A 15920-nucleotide genomic window follows, 5' to 3' on the forward strand; every position below is an offset into this window, starting at 1 on the left:
TGGTAGCGTCCCAGCTTGGTGTGAAACAAGGAGATCGTGACGAATGACGACTTCGCGGGGAATCGAGGTACCGGGGTACCAGGTACTCGGCGTGCTGGGCCAGGGTGGGTTCGGCGTCGTCTACCGGGCGCGACAGCTCTCCGTGGGGCGCGAGGTCGCCCTCAAGGTGGACAACCGCGTCCTGCTCTCCGAACGCGATCAGCGCAGGTTCCTCCGCGAGGTCAACGCGGTGGGCGCCCTGTCGGGCCACCCGCACGTCGTGGAGATCTACGACGCGGGGGTGCTCCACGACGGCAGGCCGTACATCGTCCTTGAGCTCTGCACCAACGGCTCCCTCAACGACCGCCTGCGCGGCCACGGCCCGTTCGCCCCGGCCGAGGTCCGGGACATCGGGGTGCGCGTCGCCGACGCCCTCGCCGCCGCGCACGCCCACGGGGTGCTCCACCGGGACGTCAAACCCGCGAACATCCTGATCAATCGGTACGGGATGGTCGCGCTCGCCGACTTCGGGCTCGCGGCGATGCCCGTACCCGGCCAGGACCTGTCGGTGACGCTGGAGTCCCTCACCCCGGCGTTCGCCCCGCCGGAGGCGTTCGAGCTCGCCGGGCCGTCGCCGCTGGGCGACGTGTACTCGCTCGCCGCCTCGCTCTACGCCCTGCTCTCCGGCCGGCCGCCCCGCTTCCCGCCCGACGGGGTGCCCAACGTCGCCGTCATCCTCGCCCTCCACCGGCAGCCGATCCCCGACATCCCCGGCGTTCCCCCCATGTTGACCGAGGTGCTCCGGCGGGGGATGCACACCGATCCGGCCACGCGGCTAAGCGGCGCCGCCGCCCTGCGCGACGCGCTCGCCGCCGTACCGCTCTCCGCCCCGGAGGCGGGCCGGCCCCACCACGCCGCCCCCACCGGTCCGCCGCCGGGGTACGGACCCACCGCGTCGCGATCGGCTTCCGGGGAGCTCACCGCCTCCCACGCGGCCGCCCTTCCGTCCGGTCCCGCCGGCGTCGACGTGGGAACCCCGCCGGGCGGCCTCCCCATCCGTCCGGGCGTCTCGCGGCGGACGGGCAGCCCGCCCGGCGGACCGGTTCCCGCCGGCTCGCCGGGACGCCGATCGCGGACGACCGAGGCGGAACACCGGACGCGGCCCCCCGCGGCGGCGCAGCGGACCCTCGGCCGCGATCGGCGCGGCGCCCTCCGGTCGGGGCGGGTCACGGCGCTGATCGCGGCTTTGGGCGTCGTCCTCATCCTCGGCGCCCTCGGCGCCGTCGCGCTCGGTGCCCTGGAGGAGGGCATCCCCGGCGCCTCCCCTTCGACGATCACGTTCGCCCCCGGGGCGCCCGCCGGAGACGAGACGGACTACGGCACGCCCACCGTCACGGCCGGGTGCGCCGCGGCCAAGGTCTCCGGCGCGCGGGCGCGCTGCGTCAAGACCGCGGAGTGCTGGAGCGGGCTCGTCGTCATCCTCGGGAAGGTGGACGTCAAACGCCGGGGATGCGAGGAGGCACACGCGTGGGAGACCTTCGCGATCGCCCCGCTGCCGATCGACGCGATCACCAACGACCTGGACGACCTGGAGCGGCACCCCCAGGTCAAGCGGGTCTGCGCCAAGTCGGTCCTGCTCGCCTCACGGCTCGCCGCCGCCCGCGCGGTGCCCGTCGCGTCGTGGGACGTCTCCGTCCTCCCGCCGACCCAGGGGGCATTCGACCGGGGTGTCCGGGTCTACCGTTGTGTGGGCACCGTCGTCGGGCGGGACGGACCGGGAAGCTTCTTCCGGCCCAGGACCTGACGCCTCCCCCCATCCGGAGGGGAGGCCGGGGAATCGCGGAGGACATCGGTTCGCCGGATGCATACCCTGGGTGACGACGGCCAGGCGGAGGTACGGATCCTCGGCCCCGCCGACCGGGCCTCCGGCCACGCACCGGACCGCTCGATTCCGACGCGTTCACGAACCGCCGGCGATGTCGCCGAGTCCGTGAACGGCGCCGAGGGCGCGGCATGAAATCTCAAAATCCTGCGAACATTCATTCGCAAGATGCATAATCATGAGAGCGCGTTTAAACATACGTACGAATCTTATGCAAAGTTCGCCCAGAATCCGTAAATCTCCTCAATCCAGACCGGACCTGCTCGGAACGCGGCGGTGCCCGGATCTCACCGGGCACCCGATCGGGGGACGCCCCATCCCACGGCGTTCCGAACCGGCCGGCGACGATGCGGCCGGTGCGACCCCGGCGTTCCGAGACGGCCGATCACACAAGGTGGGCAGAGACATGGACGAGTTGGACGACAAGGAGATACTCACCCAGTTCGCGGGGCGCACCCAGCCCGCGGCACCACTCCACCCCTTCAGGAACATGGTCCTGACGGACTCGCTCGCCCCGGTCACCTTGATCACCGGGCACCGGACCCCGGACGAGGCCGCACACCTGGTGTGCGGACGCCCGGGACGCTTCGGGGACGTGGTCCGCCACACCCGGGTCGGCCTGCTCCGGGAGGCCGAGTTCCTGGTGCGGCCGACCCCCGCCATCCGGTTTCCGGAACACGTCTCGGTCGTCCTGGCCCGCTCCTGGACCAAGGAGGACGCCCGCCGATTCGACGGCTGCTTCGGCCCGATCACCTGGTGGAAGGAGAAGGAGGAGGAGAGGGATGCCTGAGATCGCGTTGCGGCTCGGCGCCAGTCCCTGGCAGCCGACGGACGACTCCCGGACGGTCCTCGCCCTGCACTCCTACGATCGCCCGCTCGCGGGAATCGTGGCGCAGGTCGGCGGGTACCTGCTCTTCGAATGCCTGCAGGGCCACGTGAACGACACCTCCCTGTGGGCCTACGCCGAGCTCGCCGGGACCGAAGTCTCCGCGTTCCGGGCGGCGCGAGGGCCCGTCGGGTGGGACCTCGCCGACCACGTGCTGCTCACCCGGCCGGTGCTCGCGGGCATGGCCGTCGACGACCGGCTGGTGCTCACCACCCGGATCGAGCCGGGGACGCCGACCCGCACCGAGTTGACCCGCGTCGCGCTGGCCAGGTTCCGCCGGAAGATGACCCGCGGGCTCTCGGCCGTCACCGGATGGCTTCAGGACCACGGCCCGGTGCCGAGCGCGGCGTCCTGACCCCGATCACCCGGCCGACCCGGCGGCCCGCTGCTCGGCGATGTCGTCCTCCATCGCCGAGCACAGGCCGTTCAGCGCCACCGCCAGCGTGCGGAGCATCTCGACGTCCATGCGGAGAAGCACCCGCTGCCGCCGCTCCCGTCCGGCGTCGACGATGTCCCCGATCATTTGCCGCCCCGCGCGGGTGAGCTCGATACGACGTACCCTGCGATCAGCAGGGTCTTCGGCACGGCGAACCAGGTCTCGGGATTCGAGACGGTCGACGATGCCGGTGGCCGTGGCGAGCCCCACCCCGAGGTTCGCCGCCAGGTCGTGTGTGGGGATGCCGTCGTCCAGGTTGAGCAGCATCAACACCCTGATCTGCTGAATGGTGAGATTGGCGTTGAGGAGCTCGTCGGACTGGTCCCTGGTGTGCAGGCGTATCAGATCCGCCTCCATACCCTCGATCTGCTCAATCAGCCGGTTCTTCTCATCCATTGACCAGTCCTCGGGAACTATTACATCGCTTAATCCGTATAGTCAGCTTGACACGAAGTTTCCCACCCCGCGACCGAAGGACCCGCCGATGTCCAAGCTGGCCAGGCTCAGCCTCGCCAACCGTAGCGTCATCGCCCTGGCGACGATTGCGATCATGATATTCGGGGGGCTGATCACTCCGTCCCTGCGTCAGGAGCTCATCCCCTCCCTGGAACTCCCCGTCGCCGCGGTCGCGACCGCCTACCCCGGTGCCTCCCCCGAGGTCGTCGAGCGGGAGGTCACCGAACCCATCGAGAACGCCGTCAAGGGCATCGCGGGTCTGGAGTCGGTCACCTCCACCTCCAGCAGCGGGTTCTCCACCGTTCAGGTCTCCTTCACCTACGGAATCGACATCAAATCGGCCGTCCAGGAGATCGAGCAGGCCGTCGGGCGCCTGGGACCCCGGCTCCCGGCAGACGTCGACCCCTCGGTCCAGGCGGGACGCTTCGACGACTTCCCCGTGGTCATCCTCGCCGCGAGCTCCGCACTCGACCAGCAGCGGCTGGCGGACCAGCTGGAGAAGACGGTCATCCCCGAGCTCACCGCGATCGACGGCGTCCGGGACGCCCGCGTCGCCGGGGTCCGGGACAAGGAGATCGCGATCCGCCTCGACCTGGGCAAGGTGCTGAAGGCCGGTCTCACCCCGAGCGGGGTGACGAACGCGCTCCAGGCCAACGGCGTGGTCCTCCCTGGCGGAACCCTGACCGAGGGCGGGCGGACCCTGGCGATCGACGCCGGGCGGTCCTACGCCTCGATCGACGAGCTGCGAAACCTCACCCTGGCGCCCGCCCCCTCGCCCGCGCTCGCGATCCCCGGACTGGCCGCGCCGAAGCCCGCCAAGGCCGTCAAGCTCTCCGACGTCGCCGACATCGACGTCCGGGAGGCGACCGCCCGCGCGCTGACCAGGACCAACGGCCAGCCGACGCTTGGCATCCAGGTGGTCAAGGCCGCCGACGCCAGCACCGTCGCCATCTCCGACGCCGTCCACGCGAAGCTCGGCGACCTGCGCACGGCGATGGGCAACGGCGCGGACCTGACCGTCGTGTTCGACCAGGCGCCCTTCATCAAGGACTCCATCCACGGGCTCACCACCGAAGGTCTGCTGGGCCTGGCGTTCGCGGTCCTGGTCATCCTGCTCTTCCTCTTCTCCTTCCGGTCCACCATCGTCACGGCGGTCTCGATCCCGCTCTCCCTGCTGATCGCCATGATCGGCCTCTACGTCAGCGACTACTCGCTCAACATCCTCACGCTCGGCGCGCTCACCATCGCGGTCGGCCGGGTCGTGGACGACTCGATCGTGGTCCTGGAGAACATCAAACGGCATCTGGGGTACGGCGAACGCCGCCGGGACGCCGTGCTCACCGGCACCAAGGAGGTGACCGGCGCGATCACCGCGTCGACGATCACCACGGTCGCCGTGTTCCTGCCGATCGCCTTCGTGGGCGGGCAGGTCGGCGAACTCTTCCGGCCGTTCGCCGTGACGATCGCCATCGCCCTGCTCGCCTCGCTGCTGGTCTCCCTCACGATCATCCCGGTGCTCGCGTACTGGTTCCTCAAGCCGTCGACGGGGGTGGACCGGACCGCCGCCGAGGAGCGGGAGCGCAACGGGATCATGCAGCGGACGTACGTCCCGATCATCAACTGGGCCGTCAGGCGCAAGGCGCTCACCCTCGCCCTCGGCATGCTCGTCTTCATCGGCACGATCGCGCTCACCCCCGCCTTGAAGACCAACTTCATCGACTCCTCCGGTCAGAACACGCTCTCGGTCACCCAGACGCTGCCCCCGGGCACCGATCTGGCCACCACCGACGCCGCGGCGCGCAAGGTGGAACAGGCCATCGGCGCGCTCACCGAGATCGAGACCTACCAGGTCACGGTGGGCTCCACCGGCTCCGCGCTGCTCGGCGCGGGCGGCGGCAACCAGGCGCGCTTCTCCATCAGCACCGACCCCGACGCGGACCAGGCCGCCTTCAAGGACCGGCTCCGCCGGGTGCTGGACGGCCTCACCGACGTCGGCGAGGTGAAGGTGGCCGGGCAGCAGTCCGGGTTCGGCGGCTCCTCCCTGGAGGTCCTGGTCCAGGCTCCGGACGAGAAGGTGCTGCGGTCGGCCACCCAGATGGTCACCGACATGGTGCGGGGCATCGAGGGTGCGGCGGACGTGACCAACGACCTGGAGGCCGCCGAGCCGGGGGTCGAGGTGGTCCCCGACCGGACGAAGGCCGCCAAGGCCGGGCTGTCCGACGCGCAGATCGGCCAGGCCGTGCAGCAGTCGGTGAGCGGGTCCCGGCGCCCGATCCTGGTGGGCGGCGAGACGTACAGCCTGGTGATCCGCGGCGGAATCATCCCGCTGACCGTGAAGGACCTCAAGGGGCTCAACATCGCGACCCCGACCGGGAAGACCGTGCGGATCACCGACGTGGCGACGGTCCGGGAGGTCGACCGGCCGACCCGGCTCACCCGGATCGACGGCGCCCGCAGCGCCAAGGTGACCGCGAGCCCGTCGGCCGACGACCTCGGCAGGATCAACACGGCGCTCACCGCGAAGCTCGCCGAGCTGAAGCTCCCCGCGGGTGCGAAGGCCGTCATCGGCGGCGTCAGCGCCGATCAGCAGGAGGCGTTCGGCCAGCTCGGCCTGGCGCTGGTCGCGGCCGTCGCCATCGTGTTCGCGGTCATGGTCGCCACCTTCGGCAGCCTGATCCAGCCGCTCATCCTGCTGGTCTCGGTGCCGTTCGCGGCCACCGGAGCGCTCGGCCTGCTCCTCGCCACCGACACCCCGCTCGGCGTGCCCGCGATCATCGGCCTGCTCATGCTGGTGGGCATCGTGGTCACCAACGCGATCGTGCTGATCGACCTGATCAATCAGTACCGCTCCGCCGGGCTGGGCGTCCGCGAGGCGGTCGTGGAGGGCGCCCGTCACCGGCTCCGTCCCATCTTGATGACCGCCGTGGCCACGATCTGCGCGCTCTTCCCGATGTCGCTGGGGCTCACCGGCGGGGGCGTCTTCATCTCCCAGCCGCTCGCGGTCGTCGTCATCGGCGGTCTGATCAGTTCCACCCTGCTCACCCTGGTCCTCGTCCCCACGCTCTACACGTTGGTGGAGGAGTTCAAGGAGCGCCGGAAGTCGCGCCGGGGCAGGCGTTCGGTCACTCCGCGTGAGGAGAGGGAGGTACAGCCGGTCGGTTGACGATACGGTGCGTACGGCTCCCCTGCCGGGAGCCGTACACGTCTTCCCGCGTGTCGCACCGATTCAGCGGCGAATCGTCGGTTACTGTCCAGTTGTGTCCGTGTAGACGGCTCCATCTATGAAGGACGGACAGGTGGGAAACACGATGCGCAGCTTGGCGACCTACCTAGGCATCGCTGACGACGTCCCCTATGGAGACGACGAGATCGAGGACCTCGATGAAGGCGTCGACGGCGACTGGCCCGACGAGCCGGCCGAACTCACCCAAATCGTGACCCTTCAGCCGCGAACCTACAACGACGCCGTGTCCATCGGCCACCACTTCCGGAACGGCATTCCCGTGATCATGGATCTCTCCCGGATGGCCGACGAGGACGCCAAACGGCTGGTCGACTTCGCCGCGGGGCTCATCTTCGGCTGCCGGGGCGGCATCGACCGGGTCGCCACCAAGGTGTTCCTGCTCTCCCCACCCAACGTCGAGGTCACCACCGACGCCCGCCACTAGACCCGTCTTCTCCGGCCACGCCGTCCGCGGACCCCGCGGACGGCGTCGTGGCATCCGGGCCGCGGACCCCTTCAGGGAGTTGTAACTCAAAAAGTCCCGCCCGCCGGTCCGCACTGCCCACCGTCACCGATCCAACCGGCCGTATCAGGCGTTTTGCCGCTTCCCTCACCCTCAGTCACCGCTGGCGGTGGAGATTAGGTCTTCGATTCCGGGCCCGCTCAGTGTATAGAGAGTGGAACATCATGATGGATTGGGTGGGGATCTGATGATTCGTCAAGCCAAGTGGGTCGAAGATGAGAGGATGCCGCACACGCGTGTCAACCCGCGTGAGGCCTGAATCACACCGGGATTCTTGGCCTGGAGCATACGTTTCCGCACTGCCGCCCGGGATTCTTCGCAACTACGGACATCCTCCTCCCGCAGGATGAGGGCTAATCCAGCCAAACGACTGATCTGGATTTGATACAGCACCCACTACCGTGAACGGTGTCAGCAACGTCGATAGGGGATTGACCATGGGCACAGAGTCACCCGCCAGGCAACGGTGCCGGGGACGAGGCATGCTCGCGCGGCAGAACCGGATGCCTTCGGCCGGCTCCGCGCGGAAGATCCGCCCCGCCGTCATCGAGGCCCGGGGAGAGATCGACCTCCTCGGCGCCCAGGCACTGCGCAAGGCCATGGCCGACGAACCGGCCAGGCATGTCATCGTCGACCTCAGCCAGGTGACGTTCTGCGACGCCAGCGGGCTCGGCGCCCTTGTCGCGGCGCGCAAGCGGCTTCTCGCCGAAGGCGGCAGCATCCAGGTCGTGGGTGCGAACACCCACATCCGCCGGCTGTTTGAGATCACCGGGCTGGACCGGGTCTTCCCTCTGCACGAGAACCTCGACGAGGCGTTCGCCGCCTGACGGGCGACGAGACGACGGGCCCCTCGCGCGGCGCCCGCGTTCACGCCCCACCCCTCACGCACCGCCCGCCCGCATCCGGGCGTCGCCGCCACGACCGACCGACCCCCCACCCGGTCCCTGCCCAGGCCGAAGCCGGGGTCCGGCGAGTCAGGCGACATCACAGGGCATCGACCAGCTTGAGCATGTGCTTGATCTGCGCCGACCGGGAGACGTCCATCTGCCGCGCCATCGCCTTCGCCCCGGTGTTGGCCCCGCTGTCGGACTCCACCCGGGCCATCTGGATCGAGTCGTCCAGCAGCGAGATCATGAGATTGAGGAACTCCCGGTCGAACCGGTCGAGCGATCCGCTCTTCAGCCTCTTGATCTGCTGCTTGCTCGGACCGGGCATGCCGCCGTGGGAGGCGTGTGCGTCCGCCTTCCCGGTCAGCGGCTGGTCCCACGCGCGCAGCCAGCCGGACATCGTCCGGACCTCGGTCTCCTGAGTGGCCCTGATCGCCGCCGCGAGGCTCCGGACCTCGGCTGCGGGGGACCGGTCGGCCGCCAGCTTGGCGATGTCCATCGACTGACGGTTCTGCGCCACCATCATCTGGAGGAACATCACGTCGGCCGGGTTGACCGCGTCCTTGGCCGCCGGGCCGGTCGCCGGTCGTAGGTGGGCCGGTTGGGCTTCGGCGACGCTCCCTGCGGCGCATCCGCCCAGCGCCAGGACCGCGAGTACGACGAAGGGGAGGAGGCGAGGTCTCATGGGGGGTGCTCCGGCGAGTCTGGTCGGGGTCGGGAGAGTGCCGGTGATCCGTGCGGAACCCGCACGGATCACCCGGCGCCCCGGCCGCGGCATGGCCGACCGCCCGATCGGCCGGCCGCGGCCGGGGGGTCTCGGCGCTTAGAAGACGACGTCCGAGCAGGTGTAGAAGGCCTCCTCGCTACCGACGACCCGCTGCCAGATCGAGTAGATGATGTGGCGGCCGGTGCGCTGCGGGATGTTGATCGTCCAGTTGGTGAACGTGGTCGGGTTCTGGTTGTTGAAGGTCTGGATGTGCACGAGGTCCGACCAGCGGAGCGGCTGGGTCGGGTTGAACCCCGGCTTGGTGATGTAGAAGGAGAAGTTGCTGGCCGAGTGCGGGGCCGTCGCGTGGTACGTGATGGTCTGGTTGCCCGACGACATCTGCCTGGCGGGCCAGTCGGCGCGCGGAAGGTCGAGGCCGCGGTACTTCGCGCGGCCCGCGCTGCACAGCTGACCGTCGGGGATGAGCTGCTGGTGCCGTCCACCGGCGTTGAGCAGCGAAACCTCGTGCCAGTCGTAGAACGCCTGGGTGCCGCCCGCGGCGACCGCAGCCCGGCACGCCGCGGACTGCGGACGCTCAGGGCCTTCCTGCTTGCAGACGTAGGCGCGGCTGGGCGGGTTGGACATGGAGCCGTGGGCGCTCGCCGGGGTCGCCGGGGTGAGTACCACGAGGGAGGTTGCGATTGCGGTGGCGATCAGAGCCACTTTGCGTCGCACGTGCATGGGGGGTCCTCCTTGGTGGGGGTGAAGATCTCTGTTGTGCCAGGCCAGGGATCGTTGAGCCGTTGTCGGCCGAGCTCAGCCCCTGGTACGCCCCCCGAGGGGGGCAGGGCCGCTCACCGCGAGCCGGTGGTCGGCCCGAGTTCTCTCACGGCCGGTCCTTCACGCAGGGACGATGACGGCTGACCCACCATTCCGCTCCGCCACCGCATCTCCTCCGAGGAGGACCGTCCTTACTAACAAGAAACCTTACTAAGAATTAACTATCGCCGACAGTGGGAAAGTTCGCAAGCACCCTGATACCGGGCGTTCCAGGATGGGATAGTCCGTTCAGGGAATTCCTCCCCCACCCTCGGCCACGGCACGTCCGGGACGAGCCGCAGCCCCGTGCGGGCTCGGGTTTGCGGGCTCAGCCCCGTACCGACGCAAGGATTTGCGGGATCGGCCCCGTATCCACGGGGAATCTCCGGCCGCCCGGAGCGCGGTGGCACAACCTGCCCGGCGGACCGGCTATGGAGCGCCTCGCCGCCTCACACAGTCGGCCCGCCGGACATTCCGGCGCACTATCCGCGGTCACCAAGCCCGCCGCCCGGCCTTCCCGCAAAGTCGGGCGGCGCCACCCCCATCGGCCGAACCCGGTGGCGCCGTTCCCTTACCGTCCTCTCGTTCCGCCCGGCGACGTCACGTCGCCGGGACGGCCTGCTCGGTCGCCGCTGTCACCAGTCGGCGCCGTCCTGCGTTTCCCAGTCGCCGCTCCCGAGGAGTCGGCGCTGTCTCGGTCGATCGCTTACCGGGTCGGCGTCGTCAGAGTCGCCGCCAGAGCGCCGGGACGTTGGGGGGTTCCCAGCCGGTGAGCGAGGGATGGGGCTGTCGGCATTCGTACTGCACTCCCGCGTAGGTCACCCGGTCACCCGCACGATAGGAAGTGTTCGGGGCCCACGTGGTGACGCCGCCGGTCGTCTGGGTGTCCGTGGGCGAGTGGCTGACCGTCGGATCATCGGTGATGGTCGGGGAAGGGTCGACGCCGAAGTAGACGTCGGAGCAGGTGTAGAAGGCCTCACCGCTGTCCGAGCGCTGCCAGATGGAGTAGATGAGATGCCGCCCGGACTTACCGGCCGGAAGCGTGGCGTTCGTCACGTACGCCTCGTTCTGGATCGGCGGGTTCGTGACCCGGTGGAACGGGGTCGCCTCCAGGTCCGACCACTTGAGCGGTGTCGTCGGGTTGTAGCCGTCCTTGGTGACGTAGAACTCGAACGTGCCGGGATGCGGTGCCGTCGCCTTGTAGCGGAAGGTGTACGGACTGCCGGCGTTCAGGTTCGTCGTCGGCCAGTCGGCCCTGGCCTGGTCGAAGCCCCGGTACTTGTCCCGGCCGCCGCTGCACAGCTTGCCGTCCGGAATGAGCGACCGGTGCTGCCCGTTCGCATTCGCCTGGTTGACCTCGTTCCAGTCATATAGCGGCTGGGTTCCGCCAAGTGCGACCGCCGCCTTGCAGGCGGGAGTCCTCGGGTTCTCAATGTTGTCCTGGAAACACATCCAGGTCCGGCTGGCGGGAGTCTGCATGCTTCCGTGGGCGCTCGCGGTGTTCACCGCCCAGATGGAGACCGCGACCGGTGCCAAGACGACGAAAGTGACCAACGCAGAGGTACGCCGTTTGCTCATGAGGCCTCTCTTGTATCTCTGAGCCCCCTAACTCTTAGGAAAGTTTCCTAAAAGTAATGGTGAATGTAGCCCCGAGATCCCACGCTTGTCAATCAACTCGACGCCGGGAAAACACCGGTTTGTCAACTAGAAAGCTGGTTTATCGCCCGATAGATACGTTTGTCCGAGACTGGGTGTGGAGTGCCGAGGGTCTGCGCGAAGTAGCTCACCCGGAGTTCCTCCAGCATCCAGCGAATCTCGGTCCGGCCCTCGCCCGGGGGCAGCGCCTCGAAAGCCGCACGGACCGGGGCAATCTTGGCCATCCACTCCCGGTCCCGCTGCGGGTTCTCCGGCAGCTTCTCCAGCCGCCGTTCCACCGCCCGCAGATAGCGGTGGAGATCCGGAAGCCTGCGCCAGCCGGTGGCGGTCACGAAGCCCGGATACACGAGCGCGCCGAGCTGGGTCCGCACATCGGCGACGGACGGAGCCAGCACCGGACTGGAGAGTCCCTTCAGCAGGAGGTCGACGCTCTGCGCCACGGCGAGGATCCGCTCCACCTTGACCACGACGTCCAGCACCGTGTCGCTCAGATCCGACCGCACCCGCTCCGAGAGCCTGGCGAAACCCTCCTGATCCCAGGCCGGTCCACCCGCGTCGGCGATAAGCTTGTCCGCCGCGCAGGCCGTGCAGTCGTCGAAGAGGTCGACGGCGCTCCCGTGCGAGCTGAGCACCAGCTTGCTCCGGTTCGACAGGGTGCCGAGGACGTACTTCACCGGGGACGGCGCGTTCAGCAGGATGAGCCTGCGGGTCCCCGTCCACATCGCCCGCCGCTGCTGCTCCCGGGTTTCGAACACCCGGACGGCCACGCTCTCCCGCTCGTCCACGAGCGCCGGATACCCCTTGACCCGCCCCTGCTCGAACAGGTCGGGCAGCCGGCCGAAACTCCAGCCGCGCAGGCCACGCCGCTCCACCCCGTCCCCGGCCTTGGCGAGCGTCTCGCGGAGCCTCGGGGTGAGCCGGCGTTTCAGCTCGCCCAGCTCCTTGTCCTCGGCGATCTTGCGTCGGTGCTCGTCCTCGACCCGGAACGTGATCCGCAGATGGTCCGGGACCCGGCCGAGGTCCCAGCTCCCGCCGGGGATCTTGAACCCGGTGAGGCGGAGGAACTCCCGCTCCATCACCTCGCAGAGATCGCCTTCCCGCGGTTTCGCCGCGGCGAGCACCGCCTTGGCGAAGTTCGGGGCCGGGACGAAGTTCCGCCGGATCGGCTTGGGCAGGGACTTGATCAGCGCGGTGACGAGTTCCTCCCGCAGACCGGGGATCTGCCAGTCGAACCCCTCCGGACTCACCTGGTTGAGGACGGCGAGCGGGATGTGCACGGTGACCCCGTCGGCGTCGGCGCCCGGCTCGAACTGATAGGTGAGCGGGAAACGCAGGGCGCCCTGCCGCCAGACGTCGGGGTAGTCCTGTTCGCTGACCCCCTCCCCCTGGATCAGCATCGCCCGTTCGAAGGTCAGCAGGTCCGGCTGGGCGCCGCGGGTCCGCTTCCACCAGACGTCGAAATCCCGGACCGAGCCGACCTCGGCGGGGATCCGCCGGTCGTAGAAGTCGAACAGGGTCTCGTCGTCGACCAGGATGTCGCGCCGCCGCGCCCGGTTCTCCAGCTCGGCCACCTCGTCCAGGAGCGCGCGGTTCTCCTTGAGGAAGCGGTGATGGGTGTCCCAGTCCCCCTCCACCAGCGCGTTCCGGATGAACAGGTCCCGGCAGAGCTCGGGGTCGATCCGGCCGTAGTTCACCTTGCGTTGGGCGACGATCGGCACGCCGTACAGCGTGACCCGCTCGAAGGCCATCACCGCGCCCTGCTTCTTCTCCCAGTGCGGCTCACTGTAGGTGCGTTTCACCAGATGTCCGGCGAGGGGCTCGATCCACTCGGGCTCGATGCGGGCGTTGACCCGGGCCCACAGGCGCGAGGTCTCCACGAGTTCGGCGGACATCACCCAGCGCGGCGGCTTCTTGAACAGCGCCGAGCCGGGGAACAGGGCGAACTGGGCGTTCCGCGCCCCCTGGTACTCGTGTTTCTCGGTGTCCTTGAGCCCGATGTGCGAGAGCAGCCCGGCCAGGAGGGAGACGTGGATCCGGTACGGCTCCGCGGGGGTGCTGTTGAGGTGCACACCCATGGATTTGGCCATCTGCCGGAGCTGGCTGTAGATGTCCTGCCATTCCCGGACACGGAGATAGTTGAGAAACTCCGCCTTGCACATCCGGCGGAACTGCCCGGAGGACAGCTCTTTCTGCTGTTCTCGGAGATATCTCCAGAGATTCAGGTAAGAGATGAAATCTGACTCTTTATCGGCGAAGCGGGCGTGCCGCTGCTGGGCCGCCTCCTGCTTGTCGGCGGGGCGCTCCCGAGGGTCCTGGATGGACAGCGCGGCGGCGATCACCATCACCTCGACGGCGCAGCCGTTGTCGTCGGCCGCCAGCACCATCGTGGCCAGCCGCGGGTCCACCGGGAGCTGGGCGAGCTTGCGGCCGAGCGGGGTGACCTCGTTCCCGGAGAACGCCCCCAGCTCCTGCAGGAGCAGGACGCCGTCCTTGACCTGACGGCGATCCGGGGGTTCCACGAACGGGAATGCGGCGATGTCGCCGAGCCCGAGGGTCGTCATCTGCAGGATGACCGAGGCGAGGTTGGTGCGCAGGATCTCCGGATCGGTGAACTCCGGCCGGCTGAGAAAGTCCTCCTCGTCGAAGAGCCGGATGCAGACCCCGTCGGAGGTACGGCCGCAGCGGCCCTTGCGCTGGTTCGCCGAGGCCTGGGAGACCTTCTCGATCGGGAGCCGCTGCACCTTCAGGCGGTGGCTGTAGCGGGAGATCCGCGCCGTGCCCGGATCGATGACGTACTTGATGCCCGGGACCGTGAGCGAGGTCTCGGCGACGTTGGTGGCGAGCACGATCCGGCGCCCGCGAGCCGGCTGGAACACCCGGTGCTGGTCGGCCGCGGAGAGACGCGCGAACAGCGGGAGGATCTCGGTGTCCCGGAGGTTCTGTTTGACCAGCGCGTCCGCGGTGTCACGGATCTCCCGCTCCCCGCTGAGAAAGACGAGGATGTCCCCCGGACCTTCGGCGCAGAGTTCGCCGACCGCGTCGCAGATCGCCGAAACCTGATCCTCTTGATCCTCGGTGATGGGCCGGTAGCGCACTTCCACGGGATAGGTGCGGCCGGAGACCTCGATGATGGGCGCGCCGACCGGCCCGGCCTCGTCGCCGGCCGGAAGCCGCGCGGACGCCGTACCGGCGCCGTCGACGCCGATGTGGGCGGACGCCACTCCGCCGGGCCCGCCGTAAGCCTCGCCGGTCTCCCCCGGCTCGGCGGAGGATCCGGTACAGGCCGCAGGCCGCGAGTCCGCCGTACCGGCGCCGCCACCGGGTTCGGCGGGACCGGCCGCCGACGGGGCGGATTCGGTACGGCCGGAGGGCCGCGAGTTCGCCGTACCGGCGTCGGCGCCGTGGTCCGGCCGAGGGCGGCGGGGCGCACGGCCCCCGCGTCCGCCGTCACCGGAGACCACCGGAAAACCGGCGAAATGCCGGGAGAACCGCTCGGGGTCGATCGTCGCCGAGGTGATGATCACCTTGAGGTCGGGTCGCTTGGGCAGCAGCTGCTTGAGGTAGCCGAGGATGAAGTCGATGTTGAGGCTGCGCTCGTGCGCCTCGTCGATGATCAGGGTGTCGTACTGGCTGAGCATCCGATCGCTCTGCAGCTCGGCGAGGAGGATGCCGTCGGTCATCAGCTTCACCAGGGTGGAGTCGCCGATCTGATCGGTGAACCGCACCCGGTAGCCGACGACTCCCCCCAGCGGGGTCTTCAACTCCTCGGCGATGCGTTCGGCGACCGTCCGCGCGGCGATCCGGCGCGGCTGGGTGTGGCCGATCAGGCCGCGGACCCCGCGCCCCAGCTCCAGGCAGATCTTGGGGATCTGGGTGGTCTTGCCGGACCCGGTCTCCCCCGCGACGATGACCACCTGGTGGTCCCGGATCGCGGCGAGGATCTCGTCCCTCTTCCGGCTGACCGGCAGGGCCTCGGGATAGGTGATCTCCGGGACGTTCTCCCGCCGCACCGCCACCCGGGCCTCGGCCGTCTCCACCTCCGCGGCGATCTCGGCGAGCACCGAGCGCCGGGCCGCCGGGTTGCGGACCTTCCGGACCCCGCCGATGCGGCGGCGCAGCCGGTGCGCGTCCCGCGACATCAGGCCGGGCAGGCGCGCTTCAAGGTCTCCGAGCACGGGGTCGGCAGGTTTCACAGGTGGCTTTCCCATACATTCGCAAGGATAGGCACCCCGGTCCTGCGAGCTGCCATCGCGGGCAGGCCGACACGGACGCCTGGCCCCCACCCCATGATGGCGACATCGGCGGCCGCGCGCGAATCGATTTCCGCCGATCGGCCGGCCGCCGCCCCGGATCACCGGCGGGATCGGGAATGCCGCCGCGTCGAAACCGGCGTTCGACGTCGCCCGTGTCTCCCCCGATCCGATCGATTCCGTACGGCCGCGCCCGCCGGCGTGGCGTCACGCCGTA

General features: G+C 69.3%; 12 protein-coding genes. 7 read left to right on the forward strand and 5 right to left on the reverse strand.

The features are described from left to right. Positions 1-43 precede the first annotated feature (43 nt). The 4 genes from RUR_RS27085 to RUR_RS27100 all read left to right on the forward strand — a co-directional run bounded on the left by RUR_RS27085 (position 44) and on the right by RUR_RS27100 (position 3102). Positions 44-1783: a serine/threonine-protein kinase gene (locus RUR_RS27085; RefSeq protein WP_283138030.1), complete on the forward strand. Its 1740-nt coding sequence runs from the start codon at positions 44-46 to the stop codon at positions 1781-1783. Positions 1784-1840: 57 nt separating this feature from the next. Beyond that, complete coding sequence (locus tag RUR_RS27090; protein WP_283138031.1) at positions 1841-1996, forward strand: hypothetical protein; 156 nt, start codon at positions 1841-1843, stop codon at positions 1994-1996. A gap of 271 nt (positions 1997-2267) precedes the next feature. Beyond that, positions 2268-2651, forward strand: a complete 384-nt coding sequence (locus RUR_RS27095) for a hypothetical protein (protein ID WP_283138032.1) — start codon at positions 2268-2270, stop codon at positions 2649-2651. Continuing rightward, the gene (locus RUR_RS27100) at positions 2644-3102 is read left to right on the forward strand and encodes a hypothetical protein (protein ID WP_283138033.1); all 459 of its coding nucleotides are present in this window, start codon (positions 2644-2646) and stop codon (positions 3100-3102) included. Before RUR_RS27095 ends, RUR_RS27100 begins: the two co-directional genes overlap by 8 nt. A 6-nt stretch (positions 3103-3108) precedes the next feature. Here RUR_RS27100 and RUR_RS27105 read toward each other — a convergent pair whose 3' ends face one another. Next, positions 3109-3579, reverse strand: a complete 471-nt coding sequence (locus RUR_RS27105) for a MarR family winged helix-turn-helix transcriptional regulator (protein WP_283138034.1) — start codon at positions 3577-3579, stop codon at positions 3109-3111. 88 nt (positions 3580-3667) lie between these two features. On the opposite strand from RUR_RS27105, the gene RUR_RS27110 reads away from it, so the two are divergent. From RUR_RS27110 to RUR_RS27120, 3 genes are all read left to right on the forward strand, one after another. Then, on the forward strand, positions 3668-6802 hold the full coding sequence (locus RUR_RS27110) for an efflux RND transporter permease subunit (RefSeq protein ID WP_283138035.1): 3135 nt from the start codon (positions 3668-3670) through the stop codon (positions 6800-6802). Between the two features lie 133 nt (positions 6803-6935). Further along, a complete protein-coding gene (locus tag RUR_RS27115) occupies positions 6936-7307 on the forward strand; it encodes a cell division protein SepF (RefSeq protein ID WP_283138036.1) in 372 nt (123 codons plus the stop codon). Positions 7308-7867: 560 nt separating this feature from the next. After that, positions 7868-8212 (forward strand): STAS domain-containing protein, encoded by a 345-nt coding sequence (locus RUR_RS27120; protein WP_283138037.1) that lies wholly within the window; start codon positions 7868-7870, stop codon positions 8210-8212. Between the two features lie 157 nt (positions 8213-8369). Here the strand turns inward: RUR_RS27120 and RUR_RS27125 are convergent, their stop codons facing one another. From RUR_RS27125 to hrpA, 4 genes are all read right to left on the reverse strand, one after another. Further along, positions 8370-8957 (reverse strand): DUF305 domain-containing protein, encoded by a 588-nt coding sequence (locus tag RUR_RS27125; protein WP_283138038.1) that lies wholly within the window; start codon positions 8955-8957, stop codon positions 8370-8372. Between the two features lie 138 nt (positions 8958-9095). Further along, positions 9096-9719, reverse strand: a complete 624-nt coding sequence (locus tag RUR_RS27130; RefSeq protein WP_283138039.1) for a lytic polysaccharide monooxygenase auxiliary activity family 9 protein — start codon at positions 9717-9719, stop codon at positions 9096-9098. Positions 9720-10520: 801 nt separating this feature from the next. Then, positions 10521-11375 (reverse strand): lytic polysaccharide monooxygenase auxiliary activity family 9 protein, encoded by an 855-nt coding sequence (locus tag RUR_RS27135; RefSeq protein ID WP_283138040.1) that lies wholly within the window; start codon positions 11373-11375, stop codon positions 10521-10523. Between the two features lie 122 nt (positions 11376-11497). Further along, positions 11498-15661, reverse strand: a complete 4164-nt coding sequence (gene hrpA, locus RUR_RS27140) for an ATP-dependent RNA helicase HrpA (protein ID WP_346349071.1) — start codon at positions 15659-15661, stop codon at positions 11498-11500. Positions 15662-15920 lie beyond the last annotated feature (259 nt).

This window comes from Rhizohabitans arisaemae (assembly GCF_025996515.1).
GTDB classification, from domain to species: Bacteria; Actinomycetota; Actinomycetes; order Streptosporangiales; family Streptosporangiaceae; genus Rhizohabitans; species Rhizohabitans arisaemae.

Bases quoted from the DNA above. Each gene is read 5' to 3' on its own strand.
- RUR_RS27085 (WP_283138030.1), top strand. From the start codon at position 44: ATGACGACTTCGCGGGGAATCGAGGTACCGGGGTACCAGGTACTCGGC.
- RUR_RS27090 (WP_283138031.1), top strand. From the start codon at position 1,841: ATGCATACCCTGGGTGACGACGGCCAGGCGGAGGTACGGATCCTCGGC.
- RUR_RS27095 (WP_283138032.1), top strand. From the start codon at position 2,268: ATGGACGAGTTGGACGACAAGGAGATACTCACCCAGTTCGCGGGGCGC.
- RUR_RS27100 (WP_283138033.1), top strand. From the start codon at position 2,644: ATGCCTGAGATCGCGTTGCGGCTCGGCGCCAGTCCCTGGCAGCCGACG.
- RUR_RS27105 (WP_283138034.1), bottom strand. From the start codon at position 3,579: ATGGATGAGAAGAACCGGCTGATTGAGCAGATCGAGGGTATGGAGGCG.
- RUR_RS27110 (WP_283138035.1), top strand. From the start codon at position 3,668: ATGTCCAAGCTGGCCAGGCTCAGCCTCGCCAACCGTAGCGTCATCGCC.
- RUR_RS27120 (WP_283138037.1), top strand. From the start codon at position 7,868: ATGCTCGCGCGGCAGAACCGGATGCCTTCGGCCGGCTCCGCGCGGAAG.
- RUR_RS27125 (WP_283138038.1), bottom strand. From the start codon at position 8,957: ATGAGACCTCGCCTCCTCCCCTTCGTCGTACTCGCGGTCCTGGCGCTG.
- RUR_RS27130 (WP_283138039.1), bottom strand. From the start codon at position 9,719: ATGCACGTGCGACGCAAAGTGGCTCTGATCGCCACCGCAATCGCAACC.
- RUR_RS27135 (WP_283138040.1), bottom strand. From the start codon at position 11,375: ATGAGCAAACGGCGTACCTCTGCGTTGGTCACTTTCGTCGTCTTGGCA.
- hrpA (WP_346349071.1), bottom strand. From the start codon at position 15,661: ATGGGAAAGCCACCTGTGAAACCTGCCGACCCCGTGCTCGGAGACCTT.